18 protein-coding genes are annotated in these 20,821 nt (G+C 73.3%); 5 read left to right on the top strand and 13 right to left on the bottom strand.

Annotation, left to right across the window (positions count from 1 at the left end):
- The first annotated feature begins 79 nt into the window (after positions 1-79).
- Positions 80-1,291, top strand: coding sequence for a cysteine desulfurase-like protein (locus ACFYOV_RS19190; protein ID WP_389089170.1), 1,212 nt, complete (start codon positions 80-82; stop codon positions 1,289-1,291).
- 9 nt (positions 1,292-1,300) lie between these two features.
- Here ACFYOV_RS19190 and ACFYOV_RS19185 read toward each other — a convergent pair whose 3' ends face one another.
- Positions 1,301-1,666: an ArsR/SmtB family transcription factor gene (locus ACFYOV_RS19185; RefSeq protein ID WP_389089169.1), complete on the bottom strand. Its 366-nt coding sequence runs from the start codon at positions 1,664-1,666 to the stop codon at positions 1,301-1,303.
- 200 nt (positions 1,667-1,866) lie between these two features.
- Positions 1,867-2,241, bottom strand: a complete 375-nt coding sequence (locus tag ACFYOV_RS19180) for a hypothetical protein (protein ID WP_389089167.1) — start codon at positions 2,239-2,241, stop codon at positions 1,867-1,869.
- A gap of 580 nt (positions 2,242-2,821) precedes the next feature.
- On the opposite strand from ACFYOV_RS19180, the gene ACFYOV_RS19175 reads away from it, so the two are divergent.
- From ACFYOV_RS19175 to ACFYOV_RS19165, 3 genes are all read left to right on the top strand, one after another.
- Entirely contained in the window at positions 2,822-4,033 is a 1,212-nt protein-coding gene (locus ACFYOV_RS19175; protein ID WP_389089166.1) for a S8 family peptidase, read from the top strand.
- 168 nt (positions 4,034-4,201) lie between these two features.
- Entirely contained in the window at positions 4,202-7,576 is a 3,375-nt protein-coding gene (locus ACFYOV_RS19170) for a pyruvate carboxylase (RefSeq protein ID WP_389089164.1), read from the top strand.
- A gap of 159 nt (positions 7,577-7,735) precedes the next feature.
- Complete coding sequence (locus ACFYOV_RS19165) at positions 7,736-8,533, top strand: VOC family protein (RefSeq protein ID WP_389089163.1); 798 nt, start codon at positions 7,736-7,738, stop codon at positions 8,531-8,533.
- 192 nt (positions 8,534-8,725) lie between these two features.
- Here the strand turns inward: ACFYOV_RS19165 and ACFYOV_RS19160 are convergent, their stop codons facing one another.
- The 10 genes from ACFYOV_RS19160 to ACFYOV_RS19115 form a co-directional block, all read right to left on the bottom strand.
- On the bottom strand, positions 8,726-9,649 hold the full coding sequence (locus tag ACFYOV_RS19160) for a carbamate kinase (RefSeq protein WP_389089162.1): 924 nt from the start codon (positions 9,647-9,649) through the stop codon (positions 8,726-8,728).
- Positions 9,650-9,653: 4 nt separating this feature from the next.
- Positions 9,654-10,661 carry an ornithine carbamoyltransferase gene (gene argF, locus ACFYOV_RS19155; RefSeq protein ID WP_389089160.1) on the bottom strand — a complete coding sequence of 336 codons (1,008 nt, stop codon included), beginning with the start codon at positions 10,659-10,661 and terminating at the stop codon, positions 9,654-9,656.
- Positions 10,662-10,714: 53 nt separating this feature from the next.
- Positions 10,715-11,962: an arginine deiminase gene (locus ACFYOV_RS19150; protein WP_389089159.1), complete on the bottom strand. Its 1,248-nt coding sequence runs from the start codon at positions 11,960-11,962 to the stop codon at positions 10,715-10,717.
- Positions 11,963-12,120: 158 nt separating this feature from the next.
- Positions 12,121-13,626, bottom strand: coding sequence for an amino acid permease (locus ACFYOV_RS19145; protein WP_389089248.1), 1,506 nt, complete (start codon positions 13,624-13,626; stop codon positions 12,121-12,123).
- A 321-nt stretch (positions 13,627-13,947) separates the two neighbouring features.
- Positions 13,948-14,289, bottom strand: a complete 342-nt coding sequence (locus tag ACFYOV_RS19140; protein WP_389089158.1) for a DUF3140 domain-containing protein — start codon at positions 14,287-14,289, stop codon at positions 13,948-13,950.
- Complete coding sequence (locus ACFYOV_RS19135) at positions 14,286-14,513, bottom strand: DUF2945 domain-containing protein (RefSeq protein WP_389089156.1); 228 nt, start codon at positions 14,511-14,513, stop codon at positions 14,286-14,288. The genes ACFYOV_RS19140 and ACFYOV_RS19135 overlap by 4 nt, the downstream gene beginning before the upstream one ends.
- A 41-nt stretch (positions 14,514-14,554) precedes the next feature.
- A complete protein-coding gene (locus tag ACFYOV_RS19130; protein WP_389089155.1) occupies positions 14,555-15,058 on the bottom strand; it encodes a hypothetical protein in 504 nt (167 codons plus the stop codon).
- Positions 15,059-15,137: 79 nt separating this feature from the next.
- Positions 15,138-15,782, bottom strand: a complete 645-nt coding sequence (locus tag ACFYOV_RS19125; protein WP_389089153.1) for a class F sortase — start codon at positions 15,780-15,782, stop codon at positions 15,138-15,140.
- Complete coding sequence (locus tag ACFYOV_RS19120; protein ID WP_389089152.1) at positions 15,775-16,614, bottom strand: DUF4397 domain-containing protein; 840 nt, start codon at positions 16,612-16,614, stop codon at positions 15,775-15,777. Before ACFYOV_RS19120 ends, ACFYOV_RS19125 begins: the two co-directional genes overlap by 8 nt.
- Before the next feature lie 103 nt (positions 16,615-16,717).
- Positions 16,718-17,272 (bottom strand): sigma-70 family RNA polymerase sigma factor, encoded by a 555-nt coding sequence (locus ACFYOV_RS19115; protein WP_389089246.1) that lies wholly within the window; start codon positions 17,270-17,272, stop codon positions 16,718-16,720.
- A 223-nt stretch (positions 17,273-17,495) separates the two neighbouring features.
- On the opposite strand from ACFYOV_RS19115, the gene ACFYOV_RS19110 reads away from it, so the two are divergent.
- On the top strand, positions 17,496-18,509 hold the full coding sequence (locus ACFYOV_RS19110; RefSeq protein ID WP_389089150.1) for a MerR family transcriptional regulator: 1,014 nt from the start codon (positions 17,496-17,498) through the stop codon (positions 18,507-18,509).
- A gap of 879 nt (positions 18,510-19,388) precedes the next feature.
- Here the strand turns inward: ACFYOV_RS19110 and ACFYOV_RS19105 are convergent.
- Positions 19,389-20,528, bottom strand: coding sequence for a polyprenyl synthetase family protein (locus ACFYOV_RS19105; RefSeq protein WP_389089149.1), 1,140 nt, complete (start codon positions 20,526-20,528; stop codon positions 19,389-19,391).
- Positions 20,529-20,821 lie beyond the last annotated feature (293 nt).

Below are 20,821 nucleotides of genomic sequence, written 5' to 3'. Positions count from 1 at the left end.
GCTCCGGCCCGGACGGGGGATGTGCGACGCTGCCGTCCAAGCCCTTTCCCCGGAGGGTCCTCGAGACAGGAAGCCTCACGTGACGTACGACCTCACCGACCTGCGCGCCCGCATTCCCGCGCTGGCGGCCGGCACCGCGCACTTCGACGGTCCCGGCGGCACCCAGACACCGCTGCCGGTCATCGAGGCGATCGGCGCGGCGCTGTCCCGGCCGCTGTCGATCCGGGGCGACGGCCTGCCCGGCGAGCGCAACGCCGAGACCATCGTCGTGGAGGCGCGCCGCGCCATGGCCGACTTCCTGGGCGCCGACCCGGCCGGCATCGTCTTCGGACGCAGCGCCACCCAGCTTACCTACGACTTCTCCCGCACCCTGGCCAAGACCTGGACGCCCGGTGACGAAGTGGTCGTCACGCGGCTGGACCACGACGCCAACATCCGCCCCTGGGTGCAGGCGGCCGAACAGGTGGGCGCCACGGTGCGCCATGCGGACTTCGACCCGGACAGCGGCGAGCTGACCGCGGACGACATCCGCGCCGTGCTGTCCGCGCGCACCCGTCTGGTGGCGGTCACCGCCGCGTCGAACCTCATCGGCACCCGCCCGCCGGTCGCCGGGATCGCGCAGCTCGTGCACGAGGCCGGCGCGCTGCTGTACGTCGACGGCGTGCACTACGCCGCGCACAGCCTCACCGACGTCGACGAGCTCGGCGCGGACTTCTTCGTCTGCTCCCCCTACAAGTTCCTCGGCCCGCACCACGGCGTCCTGGCCGCTCGCCCGGAGCTCCTGCAGACCCTGCGGCCGGACAAGCTGCTGCCGTCCACGGACGCGGTGCCCGAACGCTTCGAACTCGGCACGCTGCCCTACGAGTTCCTGGCCGGCACCCGCGCGGCCGTCGACTTCCTGGCCGGCCTCGCCGCGCAGCCGGCCGGCAGCCGCCGTGAGGGCCTGCGCTCGGCGTTCGCGATGATCGAGGAGCACGAGGACACGCTGCGCGTCCGGACGGAGAAGGGACTGGCGGCCCTCCCGGAGGTCACACTCCGCTCCCGGGCCGCCCGGCGCACCCCGACCCTGCTCGTCACCCTCGGGGCGCGACGCACCGTGGACGCCTACCGCTTCCTGGCCGAGCGCGGTGTCCACGCGCCCTCGGGCTCCTTCTACGCCCTGGAGGCGTCCCGCCGGCTCGGCCTGGGGGACGCCGGCGGGCTGCGCATCGGCCTCGCCCCCTACAGCAGCGCGGAGGACGTCGACCGGCTCCTGGAGGGCCTGTCCGCCTTCCTGGGCCGGACGCCGTAGGGGCTTGTCTCAGCCGCGCCCGCTCCGGTACGCCGTCGGGACGGGGGCGTCGGTCTGCCGGAGCTCGGCGAGCAGTTCGCTCTGCCCGGCCAGCAGCTCGGTGAGGATCCGGCGGGCCGCGCGGAGCAGCTCGGCGACGTCGCCGCCGGCGAGGGCGTACCGGACGGTGGAGCCCTCCCTGACGGAGACGACGATGCCGGACCGTCTGAGAACGGCCAGTTGCTGCGAGAGGCTGGACGGTTCGATGTCGATGTCGGCGAGCAGGTCCCGCACCGGCACCGGCCCGTGTTGCAGCAGTTCCAGAACCCTGATGCGCACAGGGTGACCCAGCATGCGGAAGAACTCTGCCTTGGCCTGGTAGAGGGGGACTTGCATGTGTGCGCACTCCCTGCCGCATCGGGGATGTTCTCCGGGGTGCGGCGGCGCCCCGGCGACGCGCCGCCGCACCCTGTGTCCTTCGAAGCAGATCCTTCTTGCTCGGCGCGGCGCGCATCCACGGATTGGGATCATGTTGATGTGGTGACTTGAAGAATTCTTCACATCATGGGCGCACGTGGGCCCGGATCCCGGGTCGTTCACACTTCCAACTGCTCTTCGATCCGCTTGAGCTGGTGGCGGGCCATGGCCAGGTTCGAGCGGGTCTTGTCGAGCACCAGGTAGACGAACAGGCCGTTGCCGCTGCGGCCGGTGACCAGCCGGATGAGGTGGTACTGGCTTCCGAGCGTGATGAGGATGTCCTCGATCTGGCTCGACAGGCCCAGCATTTCCATGGTGCGCACCTTGGCCCTGATGACGTCCGTGTTGCCGGCGGCCGCCACGGTGAGGTCCAGGTCCTTGCCTCCCCCCAGGGTGCCCAGCGCCATGCCGCTGGAGTAGTCGACGACGGCCGCGCCGACGGCCCCTTCGACAGCGGTCATGATTTCCTTCAGCGACACTTCCACACTCGCCATGGACGTTCCCTCTTCTGTCGGTTCTTCGGTTGCGTCGACCTCGACGGGGCGGTGCTTCCCGCCCCGTCCGGTGGTGGCACCGTAGGCAGGCGGCCAGGGCGTGAGGGGGTGTGTTTCCAGGGGTGACCCCTAATGATCGAATGCTTGCGTCAGGGAACGGCTGTTTGATCGAGGTCTGTTCGAAAGGCTTCGTTGGGAGGATCGGGGTGGAGTGCTCCCCGGCGCCCGCCCGGCGGCCACCGGACTCTTGCGTTCGTTCTACGGATCGACGGGGAATCTTGCGTCACCGTCCCCGGGCGGGCGCAAAACATCCGGCGCGTGAGGGTCGGGTGAGGAGATCGTCACAGATTTCGCGCAGTCACTGGTTCGGTCCTCAATCAACGTGATCACCTGGGCGTTCGTCCGTCGGTTGGCTCGGACTTGCGCGGACCGTGTGGAGATGTTCCCGGACGCCGGGCCGGTCGCCGTGCGGGGGCATTGATCTGAGCGCGACAAGTGGTCAATCTTCTCGTCACCCCCCGGCGTGACACCGCGCCGGAGGGGGCCGATCCCCCCACATCCGACGAGGAGATCCCTCTTCATGACGACCCATCACAGGCGTACCCGTGCACGGAAGCTCACCGCCGCCACGATCGCGGCGACGGCCGCGACCACGGCAGCCCTGCTCGGTGCCTCGCACGCGCAGGCCGAGGAACCCGCCGAGGGCACCGTCCACGGCCTCGGTGCCGAAGGAGCCGTCGCCGGCAGCTACATCGTCCTCCTCGACGAGAGGACCACGCAGGACGGCAAGAAGGACCTGGCCCGGGAATACGGCGGCAGCCTCAGCCGGGCCTACGGGGCGGCGGTCGACGGCTTCGCCGCGAAGGGCCTGACGGAGACCGAGGCCAAGCGGCTCGCGGCCGACCCCGCCGTCAGCGCCGTGGTGGCCAATCGCACGCTGCACGCCACGGACACCCAGGACAACCCGCCCTCCTGGGGCCTGGACCGCGTCGACCAGGCGGACACCGCCGGAGACGGCAAGTACACCTACCCCGACCGGGCCGGGGAGGGCGTCACCGCCTACGTCATCGACACCGGCGTGCGCGTCACCCACAAGGACTTCGAGGGCCGCGCCAGTCACGGCTACGACGCCGTCGACAACGACGACACCGCCGACGACGGCAACGGGCACGGCACGCACGTCGCCGGCACCATCGCCGGCGCTTCGCACGGTGTCGCCAAGAAGGCGAAGATCGTGGCCGTCAGAGTCCTGGACGACAACGGCTCCGGCACGACCGAGCAGGTCATCGCCGGTATCGACTGGGTCACCAAGAACCACCGGGGACCCTCGGTTGCCAACATGAGCCTCGGCGGTGGCGCCGACCCGGCCCTGGACGCGGCGGTCGCCAAGGCGATCGCCTCCGGCGTCACCTTCGCCGTCGCAGCGGGCAACGAGTCCGCCGACGCCGGCCAGGGCTCGCCCGCCCGCGTGCCGGAGGCCATCACCGTCGCCTCCAGCACCAAGGACGACGCCCAGTCCGACTTCTCCAACTTCGGCAAGGCCGTCGACCTCTACGCCCCCGGCTCCGACATCACCTCGACCTGGAACGACAGCGACACGGGCACCAAGACGATATCCGGCACCTCGATGGCCTCCCCCCACGTGGCCGGTGCCGCCGCCGTCTACCTGGCGGGCCACCCCGACGCCGACCCGGCGGCCGTGACGACGGCGCTGACCGGCGCCGCCACCGCCGACAAGATCGGCAACCCGGGCTCCGGCACGCCGAACAAGCTGCTGAAGGTCACCGAGTAGAAGCTCACCCGCAGTCACGGGTCGCAGGGGCCGCGGAGGCGAGGATGCTCCGCGGCCCCCCGCGCCTCGGTGCCCGGGCCGGCGCGGTGAGTGGCCCGGCTCACATGGCGTTCCGGTCCCGCCGCGGCCACGATGGTCCTCTTCACCAGGAGGCCGAAGGGATCAAGAATGTTCCGCAAGGTGCTGGTCGCCAACCGCGGTGAGATTGCGATTCGGGCGTTCCGCGCGGGTTACGAGCTGGGTGCCCGTACCGTCGCCGTCTTCCCGCACGAGGACCGCAACTCGCTGCACCGCCTGAAGGCCGACGAGGCTTACGAGATCGGCCAGCCGGGTCACCCCGTGCGGGCCTACCTCTCCGTCGAGGAGATCGTCCGCGCGGCACGCCGCGCGGGAGCCGACGCGGTCTACCCCGGTTACGGATTCCTGTCCGAGAACCCCGAACTGGCCCGGGCCTGCGAAGAGGCCGGCATCACGTTCGTCGGACCGAGCGCCGGCATCCTGGAACTGACCGGGAACAAGGCACGAGCCGTGGCCGCCGCCCGCGAGGCGGGCGTGCCGGTGCTGGGCTCCTCGGCACCCTCCACCGACGTGGAGGAACTGGCCCGGGCCGCCGACGACATCGGCTTCCCCGTGTTCGTCAAGGCCGTGGCGGGCGGCGGCGGGCGCGGCATGCGCCGCGTCGAGGACCCCGCCCAGCTGCGCGAGGCCGTCGAGGCGGCGTCCCGTGAGGCGGCCTCCGCGTTCGGCGACCCCACCGTCTTCCTGGAGAAGGCCGTCGTCGAGCCCCGCCACATCGAGGTGCAGATCCTCGCCGACGGGCAGGGCAACGTCATCCACCTGTTCGAGCGGGACTGCTCGGTGCAGCGCCGTCACCAGAAGGTCATCGAACTCGCCCCCGCGCCCAACCTCGACCCGGCGCTGCGCGACCGCATCTGTGCCGACGCCGTGCGGTTCGCCCGCCGGATCGGCTACCGCAACGCGGGCACCGTGGAGTTCCTCGTCGACCGCGACGGCAACCATGTCTTCATCGAGATGAATCCGCGCATCCAGGTCGAGCACACGGTGACCGAGGAGGTCACCGACGTCGACCTGGTGCAGGCCCAGCTGCGCATCGCCGCCGGGGAGACGCTGGCCGACCTCGGCCTCGCCCAGGAGACCGTCACCCTGCGGGGAGCGGCCCTGCAGTGCCGCATCACCACCGAGGACCCGGCCAACGGCTTCCGCCCGGACACCGGGCGGATCAGCGCCTACCGTTCGCCCGGCGGCTCCGGCATCCGGCTGGACGGCGGCACCACCCACGCGGGCACGGAGATCAGCGCCCACTTCGACTCCATGCTGGTGAAACTGAGCTGCCGGGGCCGGGACTTCACCACCGCCGTCAACCGCGCCCGGCGCGCGGTGGCGGAGTTCCGCATCCGCGGCGTGGCCACCAACATCCCCTTCCTCCAGGCGGTGCTGGACGACCCGGAGTTCCAGGCCGGGCGGGTCACCACGTCGTTCATCGAGCAGCGCCCCCACCTGCTCACCGCGCGCCACTCCGCCGACCGCGGGACCAAGCTGCTGACCTATCTCGCGGACGTCACCGTGAACAAGCCGCACGGCGAGCGCCCCGAGCTGATCGACCCGATGACCAAGCTGCCGCCCGTGACCGACGACGCGCCGCCGCCCGGCTCCCGGCAGCGGCTCGCCGAACTCGGTCCCGAGGGCTTCGCCCGCTGGCTGCGCGCCTCGCCCACCATCGGCGTCACCGACACCACCTTCCGCGACGCCCACCAGTCGCTGCTCGCCACCCGCGTGCGCACCAAGGACCTGCTCGCCGTCGCCCCGGTGGTGGCACGCACCCTGCCCCAGTTGCTCTCCCTGGAGTGCTGGGGCGGCGCCACCTACGACGTCGCCCTGCGCTTCCTCGCCGAGGACCCGTGGGAGCGGCTGGCCGCGCTGCGCGAGGCGGTGCCGAACATCTGCCTCCAGATGCTGCTGCGCGGCCGCAACACCGTGGGCTACACCCCGTACCCGACGGAGGTGACCGACGCCTTCGTCCAGGAGGCGGCGGCCACCGGCATCGACGTCTTCCGCATCTTCGACGCCCTGAACGACGTCTCCCAGATGCGCCCCGCGATCGACGCCGTGCGCGAGACCGGGACGGCCGTGGCGGAGGTGGCCCTGTGCTACACCTCCGACCTGTCCGACCCGTCCGAGCGGCTCTACACGCTGGACTACTACCTGCGCCTGGCCGAGCAGATCGTGGAGGCGGGCGCCCACGTCCTGGCGGTCAAGGACATGGCGGGGCTGCTGCGGGCGCCGGCCGCCGCGACGCTGGTCGCGGCGCTGCGCCGGGAGTTCGACCTCCCGGTCCACATCCACACCCACGACACGGCGGGCGGGCAGCTCGCGACCTACCTGGCCGCTGTCCAGGCGGGCGCGGACGCCGTCGACGGAGCGGTGGCGTCCATGGCGGGCACCACCTCGCAGCCGTCCCTGTCGGCCATCGTGGCCGCGACCGACCACTCCGAGCGGCCCACCGGCCTCGACCTCCAGGCCGTGGGCGACCTGGAGCCCTACTGGGAGGGCGTCCGCAAGGTCTACGCCCCCTTCGAGGCGGGCCTGGCCTCGCCGACCGGCCGCGTCTACCACCACGAGATCCCCGGCGGTCAGCTCTCCAACCTGCGCACCCAGGCCATCGCACTCGGCCTCGGCGACCGCTTCGAGGAGATCGAGGCGATGTACGCCGCCGCCGACCGGATGCTCGGCCGTCTGGTGAAGGTCACCCCGTCGTCCAAGGTCGTCGGCGACCTGGCCCTGCACCTCGTGGGCGCCGGCGTGGCCCCCGAGGACTTCGAGGCGGAGCCGGACCGGTTCGACATCCCCGACTCCGTGGTCGGCTTCCTGCGCGGCGAACTCGGCACCCCGCCCGGCGGCTGGCCCGAGCCGTTCCGCAGCAGGGCACTGCGGGGCCGCGCCGAGGCCAAGCCCGTGGCGGAACTGAGCGCCGAGGACCGCGCCGGGCTGACGAAGGACCGCCGCGCCACGCTCAACCGGCTGCTGTTCCCCGGACCGACGCGCGAGTTCGAGACGCACCGGCAGACCTTCGGCGACACCAGCGTGCTGGACAGCAAGGACTTCTTCTACGGGCTGCGCCCCGGCAAGGAGTACAGCGTCGACCTCGACCCCGGTGTGCGCCTGCTCATCGAGCTCCAGGCCGTGGGCGAAGCCGACGAGCGCGGCATGCGCACCGTGATGTCCACCCTGAACGGCCAACTGCGGCCGATCCAGGTGCGCGACCGGGCGGCGGCCTCCGACGTCCCCGTCACCGAGAAGGCCGACCGCGCCAACCCCGGCCACGTCGCCGCGCCCTTCGCCGGAGTGGTGACCCTCGCGGTCGCCGAGGGCGACGAAGTGGCGGCCGGGGCCACCGTGGCCACCATCGAGGCGATGAAGATGGAGGCCGCGATCACCGCACCGAAGTCCGGCACGGTGACCCGGCTGGCCATCAACCGCATCCAGCAGGTGGAGGGGGGCGACCTCCTGGTGGAACTCGCCTGATCCCCACCGCGCCCCGGCCGCCCACCCGCCTCCCCTCCGAGAGGCGGCGCGCGTGGGCGGCCGGACGCCGTCCGGGGCGCGGCGGGCGCACGCCGACGGGCGAGTGTCAGTGCCAGGTGCAAGGCTGTGGCCAAAGAGCATCTGCGAAAGGACATCGCGGTGATCACCACTGACTTCGCTCCCGGCTCCCCCTGCTGGCTCGACCTCGGTGCCCCCGACGTCCGGGCGGCCGCCGACTTCTACGGCACGGTCCTCGGATGGGACTACGAGTCCATGGGGGAGGGGGAGGAGATGGAAGGCGGGATGTTCCGGAAGGACGGCAAGATCGTCGCCGGTCTCGGCAAGCTCACCGAGGAGGGTGCCCGCTCCGCCTGGATGATCTACTACAGCGTCCCCGACGCCGACGCCACGACCCAGGCCGTCGAGCGTGCGGGCGGCACCGTCCGGGTGGCGCCGATGGACCTCGAGGAGTGGGGCCGCATGGCCCAGTACAGCGACCCGCTGGGGGGCCAGTTCGCCGTATGGCAGCCCGGCACGACGAAGGGCGTCGACCTGGTGGACGAGCCGGGTTCGCTGTCCTGGACCGAGCTGTACACGAGCGACGCCGCGGCCGCGAAGGACTTCTACGGCGGCGTGTTCGACTGGCGGTTCAGCGACATGGAACTGCCGGGCGGTGGCGGCACGTACTCCCTCATCACCCCGGCCGGGCTCCCGGAGGAGCGCATGCACGGTGGTCTGATGCAGGTCGGCAAGGAGGACCTGTCCCTGGCGAACGGACGGCCGTACTGGCACCCGGTCTTCGCCGTCACCGACTGCGACGCGGCCGTCGCCAAGGTCACCGAGAACGGCGGCAGCGTGCAGATGGGCCCGCAGGACGCGGAGGGCGTCGGCCGCCTGGCCGTCTGCGTCGACCCGGCCGGGGCGGACTTCGTGGTGCTCACCCCGGCCGAGAGCTGACTCGGAGACCGCCGCGTTCACCTACCTCGGCTCCGACGAGGTCGTGCCTCCCACTGCTTCGCCTCGACCCCGACCGGGCGAACCGTCTCGCCCACGTCACGGGACGCCCCACCCGGTCCCGCCGTGCACCGCAGCCGGCGTGGCCGGGACGGCGCACTCCGTCCCGTCGGCCACGCCCGTCGGCCCCGTGCCTCACCCGCCCGTCAGGTCCGGCCGCACCAGGGTGCCGGCGCGGCCGTGGACGATGTCGTACGCGTCCTTCAGGGCGCCGATGGCGCTCAGACCGCCCGTGAGGTCGACGAAACGGGCGGCGGCCTCGACCTTCGGGCCCATGGACCCCTCGGGGAAGCCCATGCGCCGCAGTTCGCCGGGGGTGATGTCCAGCAGCGCCCGCTGGCCGGGGGTGCCGTAGCCGGTGTAGACGTGCGGCACGTCGGTGAGGACGAGCAGGAAGTCGGCCCTGAGCCGCTCGGCCAGGAGCGCGGCGGTGGCGTCCTTGTCGACCACGGCCTCGGAGCCGGTCAGCCGTCCGGTGGCGGGGTCGCGCACCAGCGGCACGCCACCGCCACCGCCGCAGACGACGACGGTGTCCTCGCCGAGCAGGGCGGTGATGACGTCGGACTCGACGATGCCCTCGGGGCGCGGCGAGGGCACCACGCGCCGCCAGCCCGTGCCGTCCGGGGCGATGCGCCAGCCGCGCGAACCTGCCAGGCGCACCGCCTCCTCGTGGGGGTAGCTCTGTCCGATGAACTTGGTCGGGTGCGCGAAGGCAGGGTCGTCGGCGCGTACCAGGGTGTGGGTGATCAGGGCGGCCACCCGGTGCTCGGGCAGCGCGTCGCGCAGGCCCCGGGCGAGCAGCGAGCCGATCATGCCCTGGGTCTGGGCGCCGAGGACGTCGAGCGGATACGGGACGCTCAGGTCCGGGTCGTTCGCGCTCTCGACGGCCAGCAGGCCGATCTGGGGGCCGTTGCCGTGGGTGATGACGAGTTCGTTGCCCCGGGCCAGCGCGGCGAGGGCGGTGACGGCCTCGTCGACGTGGTGCTGCTGCACGGTGGCGTCGGGGCGTTCACCCCGCTGCAGAAGGGCGTTTCCGCCGAGGGCGGCGACGATGCGCACGGTGTCACGCTCCGAGGGTGGCGACGAGGACGGCCTTGATGGTGTGCAGACGGTTGTCCGCCTGGTCGAAGACGACCGACGCAGCGGACTCGAAGACCTCGTCGGTGACCTCGAGCCCGTCGAGCACCCGCTCGTCGGCGAGGTCCCGGGCGAGTGCGGTGCCGTGGTCGTGCAGGGCGGGCAGGCAGTGCAGGAACTTCACACCGGGATTGCCCGTGGCGGCGAGCACCTTGGCGTCCACGCGGTAGGGCAGCAGCAGTTCGATGCGCGGAGCCCAGCTGGTGGCGGGCTCACCCATCGAGACCCATACGTCGGTGTGGACGAAGTCGGCGCCGCGCACCGCCTCCTCGACGTCCTCGGTGAGGGTGATCCGGGCGCCGCTCGCGGCGGCCAGTTCGCGGCAGGTCGCCACCAGTGCGTCCGCCGGCCACAGGGCGCGCGGGGCGGCGATGCGCACGTCCATGCCCAGCAGCGCGCCCATCGACAGCAGCGAGTTGCCCACGTTGTTGCGGGCGTCTCCCAGATAGGCGTAGGCGATGTCGCCGAGCGGCTTGGCGCTGTGCTCCCGCATGGTGAAGACGTCGCACAGGCTCTGCGTGGGGTGGCAGGTGTCGGTCAGGCCGTTGTAGACCGGCACTCCGGAACGGGCGGCCAGTTCCGTCACGATGGACTGGGCGGAGCCGCGGTACTCGATCGCGTCGTACATGCGGCCGAGGACGCGGGCGGTGTCGGCGATCGACTCCTTGTGGCCCATGTGCGAGTCGTCCGGGCCCAGACAGGTGGTGTGGGCCCCCTGGTCGGCGGCGGCGACCTCGAAGGCGCAGCGGGTGCGGGTGGAGCTCTTCTCGAACAGCAGTGCCACGTTGCGGCCGCTGAGCGCGGGACGTTCGGTGCCCGTGGCCTTCGCCCGCTTCAGGTCGGCCGCCAGGTCCAGGAGGTGGACGATCTCTTCGCGGGTGAAGTCGAGTTCGCTGAGGTAGGAACGGCCGCGCAGGTCGATGGTGGTGGTCATCTCGGGTCCTTGGTTCGGGTGCGGTTCCGGCGGGCGGGGGAGCGGTGCGCCGGTCAGGTGACCGGGTCGCGTTCGACGGGGCAGCTCATGCAGCGGGGGCCGCCGCGTCCCCGGCCCAGTTCGGCACCGGCGATGGTGATCACCTCGATGCCCTGCTTGCGGAGGTAGGTGTTGGTGGCCACGTTGCGCTCGTAGCCGACGACCACGCCCGGGGCGACCGCGAGGAAGTTGCTTCCGTCGTCCCACTGTTCGCGCTCGGCGGCCCGGACGTCCTGCGGTGCCGACAGCATGCGCACCTTGTCCAGGTCGAGTGCCTCCGCCAGGGCGGCGGCCAGGTCGTCGTTCGGGTGGACGGTGAAGCCGGGCCGGTGCTTGTCGGTCGGCAGCAGGGTCCAGGAGCGCAGTCCGTCGGCCAGCCCCGGGTAGACCACGAACGCGTCGCGGTCGACCATCGTGAGCACCGTGTCCAGGTGCATGAACGCCCGGCTGCGCGGCAGTTGGACCGCGATCAGCCGGCGTGCCGTGTTCTCGGCGAACAGCCGGGCGGCCAGTTCCTCGACCGCGGAGGGCGAGGTGCGCTCGCCCATGCCGACCATGACGGCGCCCTCGCCCAGGACGTGGACGTCACCGCCCTCGAGGGTGGAGGGGGTGACGGCGTCGCTGTCGCCCCGGAGCAGCGGAGGACGGCGCACCCCGGAGAACAGGGGGTGGAAGCGGTAGATGGCGGCGGCGTGCAGGCTCTCGCGGCGCCGTGCCGGACGGGCCATCGGGTTGACCGAGCAACGGTCGTAGATCCAGCAGCTGTTGTCGCGCGGGAAGAGGTGGTTGGGCAGCGGGGCCAGGGCGAAGTCGTCGTCGGTCAGCGCGCTCCACACCAGGCTGTCCCCGGTGGTCAACGGCAGGTCGTCCTTGATCAGCCCGCCGATCAGGTAGCCGGCGAGCGTCTCGCCGTCCAGGTCGGTGCACAGGGTGCGCACGGGCTCGACCAGGGCCGGGCCCACGGTCTCCTTGGTGACGACCCGGTCCAGCAGCCAGTCGCGGGCGTCCGGGAGCTCCAGTGTCCGCGCGAGCAGATCGGCGAACAGGTGCACGCGCACGCCGCGGTCGCGCAGCGCCTGCGCGAAGGCGTCGTGCTCCTCGCGCGCCCGCTTGGCCCACAGGATGTCGTCGAAGAGCAGGGCATCGACGTTGCGCGGCGTCAGCCGGGACAGCTCCAGGCCGGGACGGTGCAGGATCACCTGCCGCAGCGGTCCGACCTCCGAGTCGACGTGGAAGGCGGGCGCCGGGGTGGGGCGGTTCATGGTGGGCTCCTTGTGGGAGGGGGAGAGGGACACGGGGTCGGCCGGGAGGGTGGTTCGGCCGGACTCCCGTCGCACCGGGCGCGGTCCGCGGATGGGGCGGGCCGCCGGTGCCGTCGGGACCCGGCGGGCGGGACGGGCCCGCCCGCCGGGCGTGGCCGTCAGTCGTGGTGGCGGGTCCAGGGAGCGCGGGGCCTGGGAATGCCGGCCGCGCTCCGCCGCGGAAGCCGCTGCCGGGTCTCCGGGGCCGACGGGGTCTCCGGTGGCCGGGCGGGGGAGGCGACGTCCCCGTCCGTCTCCGACATCGTCTCGGCCGTGTCGGCCGGTACGGCACCGGCACCGGTGGCCGGGTCGGCCGCGCCCTCACCGCTTCCCGGTGCCGCGGCCGCGACCGGAGCCGCGTCGGCGCGGAACTGACCGTGCTTGAGCCAGACGTACACCGGCACTCCGAGCAGGAGCACGAACAGCCCGTAGTACACGGTCTGGTAACCGCTGCCCTGCATCGACCAGTAGGAGAAGGCCAGGGCGGTCACCGTGACCGCCAGGTCACGGGCCAGCCGGCCCCCGCGCACCGCCGACCGCCCCTCGGTCACCAGCCACAGCAGCTGGGCCGCCGCCGAGAACAGGTAGGGGATGACCGCGGTGAGCACGCTCAGCAGCACGATCTTCGTGAAGACGTCGGAGAACCGGGTGTAGCTGAACACCGTGATCAGCGAGGCCAGCACGGTGGACGCGACGATGCCGAACACCGGGACGTCGCGCGGGCCGCGCAGCCGGGCGAAGGCGGTGGGGAACAGCCCGTCCCGGGCGGCCGCGTAGGGCATCTCGGCGCAGATCATCGTCCAGCCGTTCAGCGCGCCGATCCCGGAGACGATGGCCGCCACGGCCACCAGGTCGCCGGCCCAGCCACCACCGGCCATGTTGGTGGCCGCGTCGCTGAACGGGGCGGTGGAGGTGAGCAGATCGCCGTGCGCCACGCTGCCGAAGACGGCGAACGTGCCGAGGATGTAGATCACCGCGCACAGCAGCGTGCCGTACACGGTGGCCCGGGGAACGTTGCGCCCCGGCTCGCGGACCCGGCCGGCGACGACCGATGCAGCCTCCAGGCCGAGGTAGCTGAACAGGGCGATCGCCGCGGCGGCGCTGACGGCGCCGATCGCGGACTGGTCACTGGCGTTGAAGGCCCCGAAGTTGTCCGGGTCGACGAAGAACAGACCGACGGTGGCCATCAGGACCAGCGGGACGAACTTCACCACGGTCGTGACGACCTGGAAGATGCCCGTGTTCCGCGCGCCGGTCAGGTTCACCACGGCCGGGATCCACAGCCCGGTCAGGGCGAGCACCACCGACCAGGCCGTGCGGTGCCCGGTGTTGACGAACACCTCCACGTACCCGACCCAGGCCACCGCGATGGCCGCGTTGCCGGCCCACGCCGTGATCCAGTACGACCAGGCGTTGAGGAAGCCGGCGAACTCGCCGAACGCCTCCCGTGCGTAGACGTACGGGCCACCGCTGCCGGGGCTGCGCCGGGCCAGTCCGCCGAAGGTGACGGCCAGGGCCAGCGCGCCGACCGTGACGACGACGAAGGCCACGAGGGCGATCGGGCCGTACGGCGCGAGGGCCGACGGCAGGGCGAAGACCCCGGTGCCGATGATGCTCCCGACCACCAGGGCGGTTGCGGCGGGCAGACCCAGCGCCTTGGCCGGTCCGTCACCGCCTGTGGCGCTGCTTCCGGCTCTGGGCGCCGGGTTCCTCTCGAGGGCAGACATGGCCGCACTCCTTGCTCCCGCCGGGGGCGGGTCCCTTGATCACCTCCGATGCTGCTCGTACGCGCGGTCGCCGGGCACCGGCCACTCGGTCCCCACCCGTGCCTGACCGGCCCGGCACCGGGCGGCCGAAGGTCCCGGCGCCGAGGGGGCCGTACTGGAGCCGGCCCCGTCCCGGGCCCCGGTGGACGGGGGCGGGCGGGGCCGGAAGGGCGCGGTCCGTCACTTGAGGGGGTCGTGGCCCCAGTTCATGAGTGAGTGGCGCCAAGGGGTGTGCGTCACGTCCCCGTCGGGACGCTGCGCGAGGTGGCGGCGGACGTAGCCGACGACCTTGCGCATATGGGCGATGTCGTCGTCGCCGAGGTCGGACGCCTTCGTGTGCAGCAACTCGACGATGCGTCGACCGGAGGCATGGCCGACGCTCTCACCGCCGTCGCTCTGCCCGGCGCTCTTCGACTCCTCGGTCCGCAGCCACTTCTCCAGTTCACCCGGGGTCATGTTGACCGCGTCGTGGAACTCGGCCCGGACCTCCCCGTGGTCGTTCCGCCGGTTCCCCGCCGTCACGACCCGCCGCGCTTCCTGCGCAGGGCGCCGGGCTTGTGCACCGCCGAGCGACCGGACTTGTCGCTGCGGACCTCGTACTGCGGCTCGTCCTTCGAGGCGTCGACGGTGCGGCCGGCCGCCCGGGTGCGCTCCGTGATCTTCTTCTTGATCCGCCCGGTCACCTCCCGGCCGTGGCTCCGCCACGAGACCTTGTCACCCTTGTGCAGATCGTCGTTCTCCGGCATGACTCCTCCTTCGTCCGTCGTTCGTGCGACGGGACACGTCATCAGCCTCGAGGACGCCGCCGCGTCACGCATTCGCTGCCGCCACCGGCATCCCGCCCGTCGAGGCGGTGAACCCCGGCCCGTCTCGACCAGCGCACGACGGCGACCGCGGCGAGCACGACGACGAGGGCACGCACGCCGTGACCGCCGCCGCGGCCGGATCCGCACGCGCCGAGCGCGGTGCGGGACACAGGGCGCGCGGCGTCCTCGTCGGGCGGCGAGGCGGGTGCGGTCCGCGCCGGCCCGGCCGCCGCCTGCCGGGACTGTCCCCGTTGGACGTCCCGGAGAAGTTCCCGCTGGATGTGGGACCAGACCTGCTCCGGGGGCGCGGCCGGGAGATCCGGTGCGCCGATGCCGCGGGCGGCGGCCACCACGCGCGTCAGCCGCGCCAGCTCCCCACGGCAGTGCTCGCACCGGGCGATGTGCCGCTGGGCCTCCGTGCCGTCACCCGGGACGGGGTGCCCCAGTGCCAGCTCCACCAGGTGTGCGGCCTCGACGTGTGCCACGTGCCCTCCCGTTCCTCGCGCTCCGTGCTCCGGGTGCTGTCCCGCACGATCCCCGGCGTGCGGACCGGCCGCGGTGCGCTCAGTCCCGCAGCGGCTCGGCCGTGACGACGAGGTTGGCCCGGTAGCCGCCCTCGCCGGGGACGAACGGCGGCGCGCAGGTGACGAGCCGCAGGACCGGGGCGCCGGTCCTGCGGAACGTGTCGGGCGGAAGGTCGTCCTTCGGGGTCGTCGCACGGGCGACGACGCGGTAGACCACGGGTTCCGCCGCCGTGCGCCGGACCTCGACCCGGTCCCCGGGCCGTATGTCGTACAGGGCGGCGAACTCGCCCAGGGCGCCGGTGTCGTCGTCCATGTGACCGACCAGCACGGCCGCCCCCTCGCTCGCCCCCGGGGCCGGGCCGTGGCGGTACCACCCGGCGACGGCCGGATCCGCGGGCACGGCGATGGCGCCGTCCCCGGTGACGCCCACCGGGCGTACCGGGGCGTCGAGGCCGGCGCCGCGCACCATGATCCGCTCGGGCGGCGGGTCGTGGCGCGGAGCGCCGGCTTCGCGTGGCGGAGGGCTCGCCGTCCGGGTCGCCGCGGCGTCCCGGACGGGAGCCACGGTCCCGAAGTCCGGCGGGGGCGGGGAGGGCCGCGCCGGTGCATCCGGCAGGGTGAGAACCACCGTCAGCGCGGCGGCCGACACCGTCAGCAGGGTGAGCCGTGCCCCTGTGTCAGGCACGCCGGCTCGCGAACCGGCGGCCGACCAGGACGCCCGTCACCGTCACCACCCCGGCGGCCGCCACCCAGGCCTGCCACCCCTCCGACGAGTTCGGGGCGACGGCGACGCCGGCCCGCCCGGCATTGACGGCGTTGGGCGCCGACTCCATGCCGCTGAACGTCTGGACCTTCAGCGCCAGGTTCTTGTCCTCGGCGCTGCCCCAGGCGTAGACGACGTTGCTGGTTCCCTCCTTCAGGTCCACGTCGGCCGGGCCGATGGCCACGGTGTCCGTGCCGGCGAGCACGACGTCGGCGCTCACGGTGCCCGCGTCGACCGTGGTGGTGTCCTCCTTCGGGTTCTCCAGGCCGGTGAACGCCGGCTGTCCGCCCGCGCGGACGTCAACGGCCGGTGCGGCAGCGACGTGACGCACCGTCAGCCGGGACTTTCCGGCGTCGACCGCCGAGACGTCGTTGACGAACGCCGTCAGCCGGGGCTTGCCGTCGGCGGAGAGGTGGGCGGCGACCGTGGCGTTCGCTCCGGCCGGTACCTCGATCTTCTTCTCCACGGCCGGTGTTCCGTCGGGGCCCTGTCCCGCCTCGAAGACCTTGATGTCGTAGGTGCCGGCGTCGAGGGCCTGCGGTTCGGTCACGGTGCCGGGCTCGAAGTCGCCGAGCAGCTCCTCACCGTTGGCGTAGACGTCCACGGTCAGGCCCGGGACACCGTGGAAGACGGACACCATGGCCTGGTCGCCGTCCTGTGCGGGAGCGGCCGCGAGGGCGGGTGCGCTCACACCGAGGACCAGGGCGCAGGCACCGGCCGAGGCGGCGACGACAGTGGGGATTCGGTACGTCATGGGATTCATCCCTTTCAGGGGGCGTTGCCCTTGGTGGAGTGTCGATCGTGTTTCGGGTGCGGGTGCCGTCGTGGATGCGCGCCGGGGCGTTTCTCCGGCACGGTCATGCCGCCTCCGTGGCGTCGCGGCCCTGCTCGATCGCCTGGCGCAACCGGTACAGACCCCGGCGGGCGTGGCTCTTCACGGTGCCCAGGGGCAGTCCGGTCCGCTCGGCGATCTGAGCCTGGGTCAGGTCCGCGTAGAACGCGAGGCACAACACCTCCCGCTGGTGGTGCGGGAGCCGGGAGAGCTCGTCGACCAGCAGGACCCGGTCCAGTACCTCCTCCGGACCCGCCTCGTCCCGGCCGGACGCCTCGGCGCCGCGGGCGGACGAGTCGGCGAGCTCCGCCCGCCTGGTCCTGGCCGCCAGCGCGTCGACGATCTTGCGTCGGGTGATGCCGACGAGCCAGGCGCCGAGCGGGCCCCGCTCCGGACGGAAACCGGCCCGGCCCCGCCAGGCGCCGAGGAACACCTGCTGGGTCACGTCCTCGGCCTCGTGGGTGTCACCGAGCGACCGGGTGGCCAGCGTGTGGACCAGGGCTCCCCAGCGCCGGTAGATCGCGGCGAACGCGATCTCGTCGGCGGCGAGGAGGCCACGGGCCAGTTCGTCCTCGAGCATCGTCTCCCAGTCGTGCGGCGCTTCCCGCACTGCGGGGGAGAGGGCGGTGACGCATCGCTTCGTGCTCATGGCCCGGTTCCTCCTGCCGTGTTCCCTGTGCGGGGCCCAGGGCGCCGGTCCGACCGCCTCGGGGCGGGCTGCCCGGCGTGGGCGGCCCCGCGTCTGCCGCCAGTCTTGGGGCAGTAAAACGACGCAGCCAACATGCATCGTTTGTGCGTCGTAAATGGCGTACCGTGGTGGTGTGAGCGACACCCACGACGACCACGACGACGAGACGGCGCGCGGCGGCGGACTGACCACCGGCGAGGTGGCGCGGCGGCTGGGCGTGGCCCCGACGACGATCCGTTCGTGGGACCGCCGTTACGGGCTGGGCCCCGATGCGCACACCGGTGGTCGGCACCGCCGCTGGACGGCCGGAGACGTGGCGCGCCTGGAGCGGATGTGCGCCCTGACCGCGACGGGCATCCCGCCGGCCGAGGCCGCCCGCATGGCGCGCGACGAACTGCCGCTGGAGACGGAGCCGCCCGCGCGGGCCGCCACCGCGTCTCAGCGGCCGCAGCGATCCGCCGGGGGCCGGGCGGGAAGCGGCCTCCGGCTGGGCGATGTGCGCCAGGAATGCAAGGGAATCGCCCGCGCCGCACTGCGCCTCGACGCCGCCGTGGTGGACCGGCTGCTGGCGGAGGCGATCGAGGAGCACGGCCTGGTGGCCGCCTGGACGGAGGTGATCATGCCGACGCTCCAGGCGGTCGGCCGCAAGTGGGAGGGCTCGGGGGAGCGGTACGTCGAGGTCGAGCACTTCCTGACCTGGCACGTCTCGGGCGCGCTCCGGCGCTGCTCCGCGCCGGTGGCCGCCGACCGGCAGGGGGCGACCACGGTGCTGGCCTGCGTGCCGGGCGAGAACCACACCCTGCCGCTGGAAGTACTGACCGCCGCGCTGGCCGAACGCGCCCTCCCCGTCCTGATGTTCGGCGGGGCCCTGCCCGTGGAGTCCCTCGTCACGGCGGTCCGCAGGACCGGACCGGCCGCGGTGGGGCTCTGGGCGCAGTCCCGCACCACCGCCAGCCGACCGCTCGCGCAGCACGTGGCAGCGATGGAATGGGGGGTGCGCGGCGCCCGCAGAAGGCCGGTCGTCCTCACCCTCGGTCCCGGCTGGGCCGGCCACGCGCTGCCCGGACTGCCGCGCCCCGCGGGACTGGCGCAGGCCGTCGACGTCATCGAGTCCGTCGTCCGGGGGTGACGCCCTGCCGGTCCTCGGGGACGGGTCGGCGCCCGGCCGGATCGGCGCGGCCGGTCCGGCGCGGCCGGTCCGTCGGGAGCCGTGGGCGAGGCGACGACTGGCCCGGCGAGGGCGGTGGCCGAAGCGGCGAGTCGCCCGGGGCTCGCGTCGGTGCGGGGAGGGCGGGGAGCGTCCGCCGCACGAGGCACGGCCGATCGATCCCGCAGACGGAGAACGAGGAGCGTCCGGACAGCCAGGCCCCGAGAGGACGTCGTCGCAGGGCCGGGACGATGTGCCCGGGAGCGGGCGCACCCCTGCACCGGGTCATCGGCCGCGCCGGTCGCCCTCGTCCGCGGCACCGCAGGAAACGGGACGCGCGCGCCACCGCTCCCACGCCTTGTGCGGCTCTGGCGGCGGTCGTGTCGGTCATGGCCTGTGGGGCGGGCCCGGACCGCTGTTGGCGGGTGGCCCCGTGTCGTGCGGGCAGCTCTCCGGGGGCGCCCGGCGTCGCGCTCCGGTCCTTTGCGCGACTCTGGCGGCGGTCGGGTGTCGGCAAGGCCGGGAGGGCGGGCTCGTCACCGCTGCCGGTGCGCGGCCCTGTGCCGTCCGGCGCCGGGCGCCCGGAGCCGGTGAGGTCGTGGACGAGGCCGACCGCCCCAGCGGGTGAAGGCGTACGGCCTCCACGGTGCCGCGGCGTTTCACCGGCATCAGACGCGCAGGGGGGTCCTGCGGTCCGCCGATCCGCACGCGGCGGGGCCCGCCGCCCGTTCCGGAGGCGCGTCCACGACCGCGACTGCGACCGCGACCGCGGACCCCGGAGCCCGGCCGGTGCGGGGCACGGGCGTGGTCGGTCACCCCCGTGCCGACCCGACGACCCGACCGGCGCTCCCGGGACCGTCCTCACCCGCTGTCCGCGGTGCGCTGCGGGGCGGTGCCCGAGGCCCGTTCGACCAGGGCCGCGAACTCCCGCCGCACGGCGGGCTCGGCTCCGGTCCGCCCGAAGTGCCGCAGGCTCATGGCGGCCAGCTCCGTGATCTTGGACTCCACCACGGCGCGGGCCCCGGTCCGCTCCAGCGCGGCCCGTACGCGTTCCACGGCGTCACCCGACGCGGCTCCGCCCGGGGCGAGCGCGGCGGCGGCTTCCTCGTCCCCGGTGGCGTCCGCGAGGCGGAGGGCCACCGCGAGCAGGTAGGTGAGCTTGCGTCCCCGCAGGTCGTCGCCGACCGGTTTCCCGGTCCGCGCCGGATCGCCGAAGGCGCCGAGAAGGTCGTCGCGGAGCTGGAAGGCAAGCCCTGCGCACCGGCCGGCGGAGCGCAGCGCCTCCAGGGCGTGCTCGTCGGCGCCGGCCAGCGACGCGCCCAGCGCCAGGGGCCGCTCGACGGTGTACAGGGCGCTCTTCAGCGTGGCGATGGTCACCGCCTCGTCGAGTCCCGAGGCACAGGTCGCCTGCGCGTGGAGGTCGCGGTACTGCCCGGCGACCATCTCGGTGCGCATCGCCTGCCACTCCCGGTACAGCGCGGGACCGTGCGGCGAGCCCAGCGCGATCTCCGTGAGCAGGTCGTCCGCCCACGCCAGTGCCAGGTCGCCGGCGAGGACGGCGGCGGACGCCCCGAACGACTCCGGGGAGCCGGCCATCCGTGCGGCCCAGTGCCGACGGGCGAGATCGACGTGCACCGCCGGCGCTCCCCGGCGCAGGACCGATCCGTCCATCACGTCGTCGTGTATCAGGGCGCACGCCTGGAGGAGTTCCAGGCAGGCTCCCGTCTCCAGTACCGCCGTGAGGTCGCCCGACCCGCCCGAGGCCCGCCATCCGCACCACGCGAAGGCCGTGCGCAGCCGTTTTCCGCCACGCCGGACGAACGCCGTGACGCGGCCGGCGACGTCCCGGGAGAAGACGGCGTCGACCTCCCGGGCCCGGGCCAGCCGGGCGTCGAGGACGCGGCCCAGGACCGTTTCGGCGGCCCCGCCGACGTCGCCGGCCATGAGCGGGTCGTCGACGAGGCCGGTCGGTTCGGCCGCCGTCCGCCGTAGTTCCAGCATGCACAGCCCCTTCGCCAGCGGTCACCGGACACCAAGGGTTTCTGTACCCGGTCGGCCGGCGGATGCGGTGACCGACCGCCTTGTGGAGGGTCTGTCCGGGGAACTGCTCACTCCATCGGGGCAGCGGCACGCGGGACACGGCCGTGGACCGCCACGGAAACGGGCCGCCGGATCCGGCCGTGGCCGGCCGCCGTCGGCCCGGGCGCGCCCGTCGTGACCGGTGGGCCGCCGGCCGCTTCGACACGACGGCCACCATCCCCGGGTGGCCACCGTCCCCGGGCGGTCACCGTCCC

The organism is Streptomyces sp. NPDC005931 (assembly GCF_042871235.1).
Taxonomy (GTDB): Bacteria; Actinomycetota; Actinomycetes; order Streptomycetales; family Streptomycetaceae; genus Streptomyces.
The sequence above is the reverse complement of the archived record's forward strand: the minus strand, read 5'-3'. Positions and strand labels throughout refer to the sequence as shown.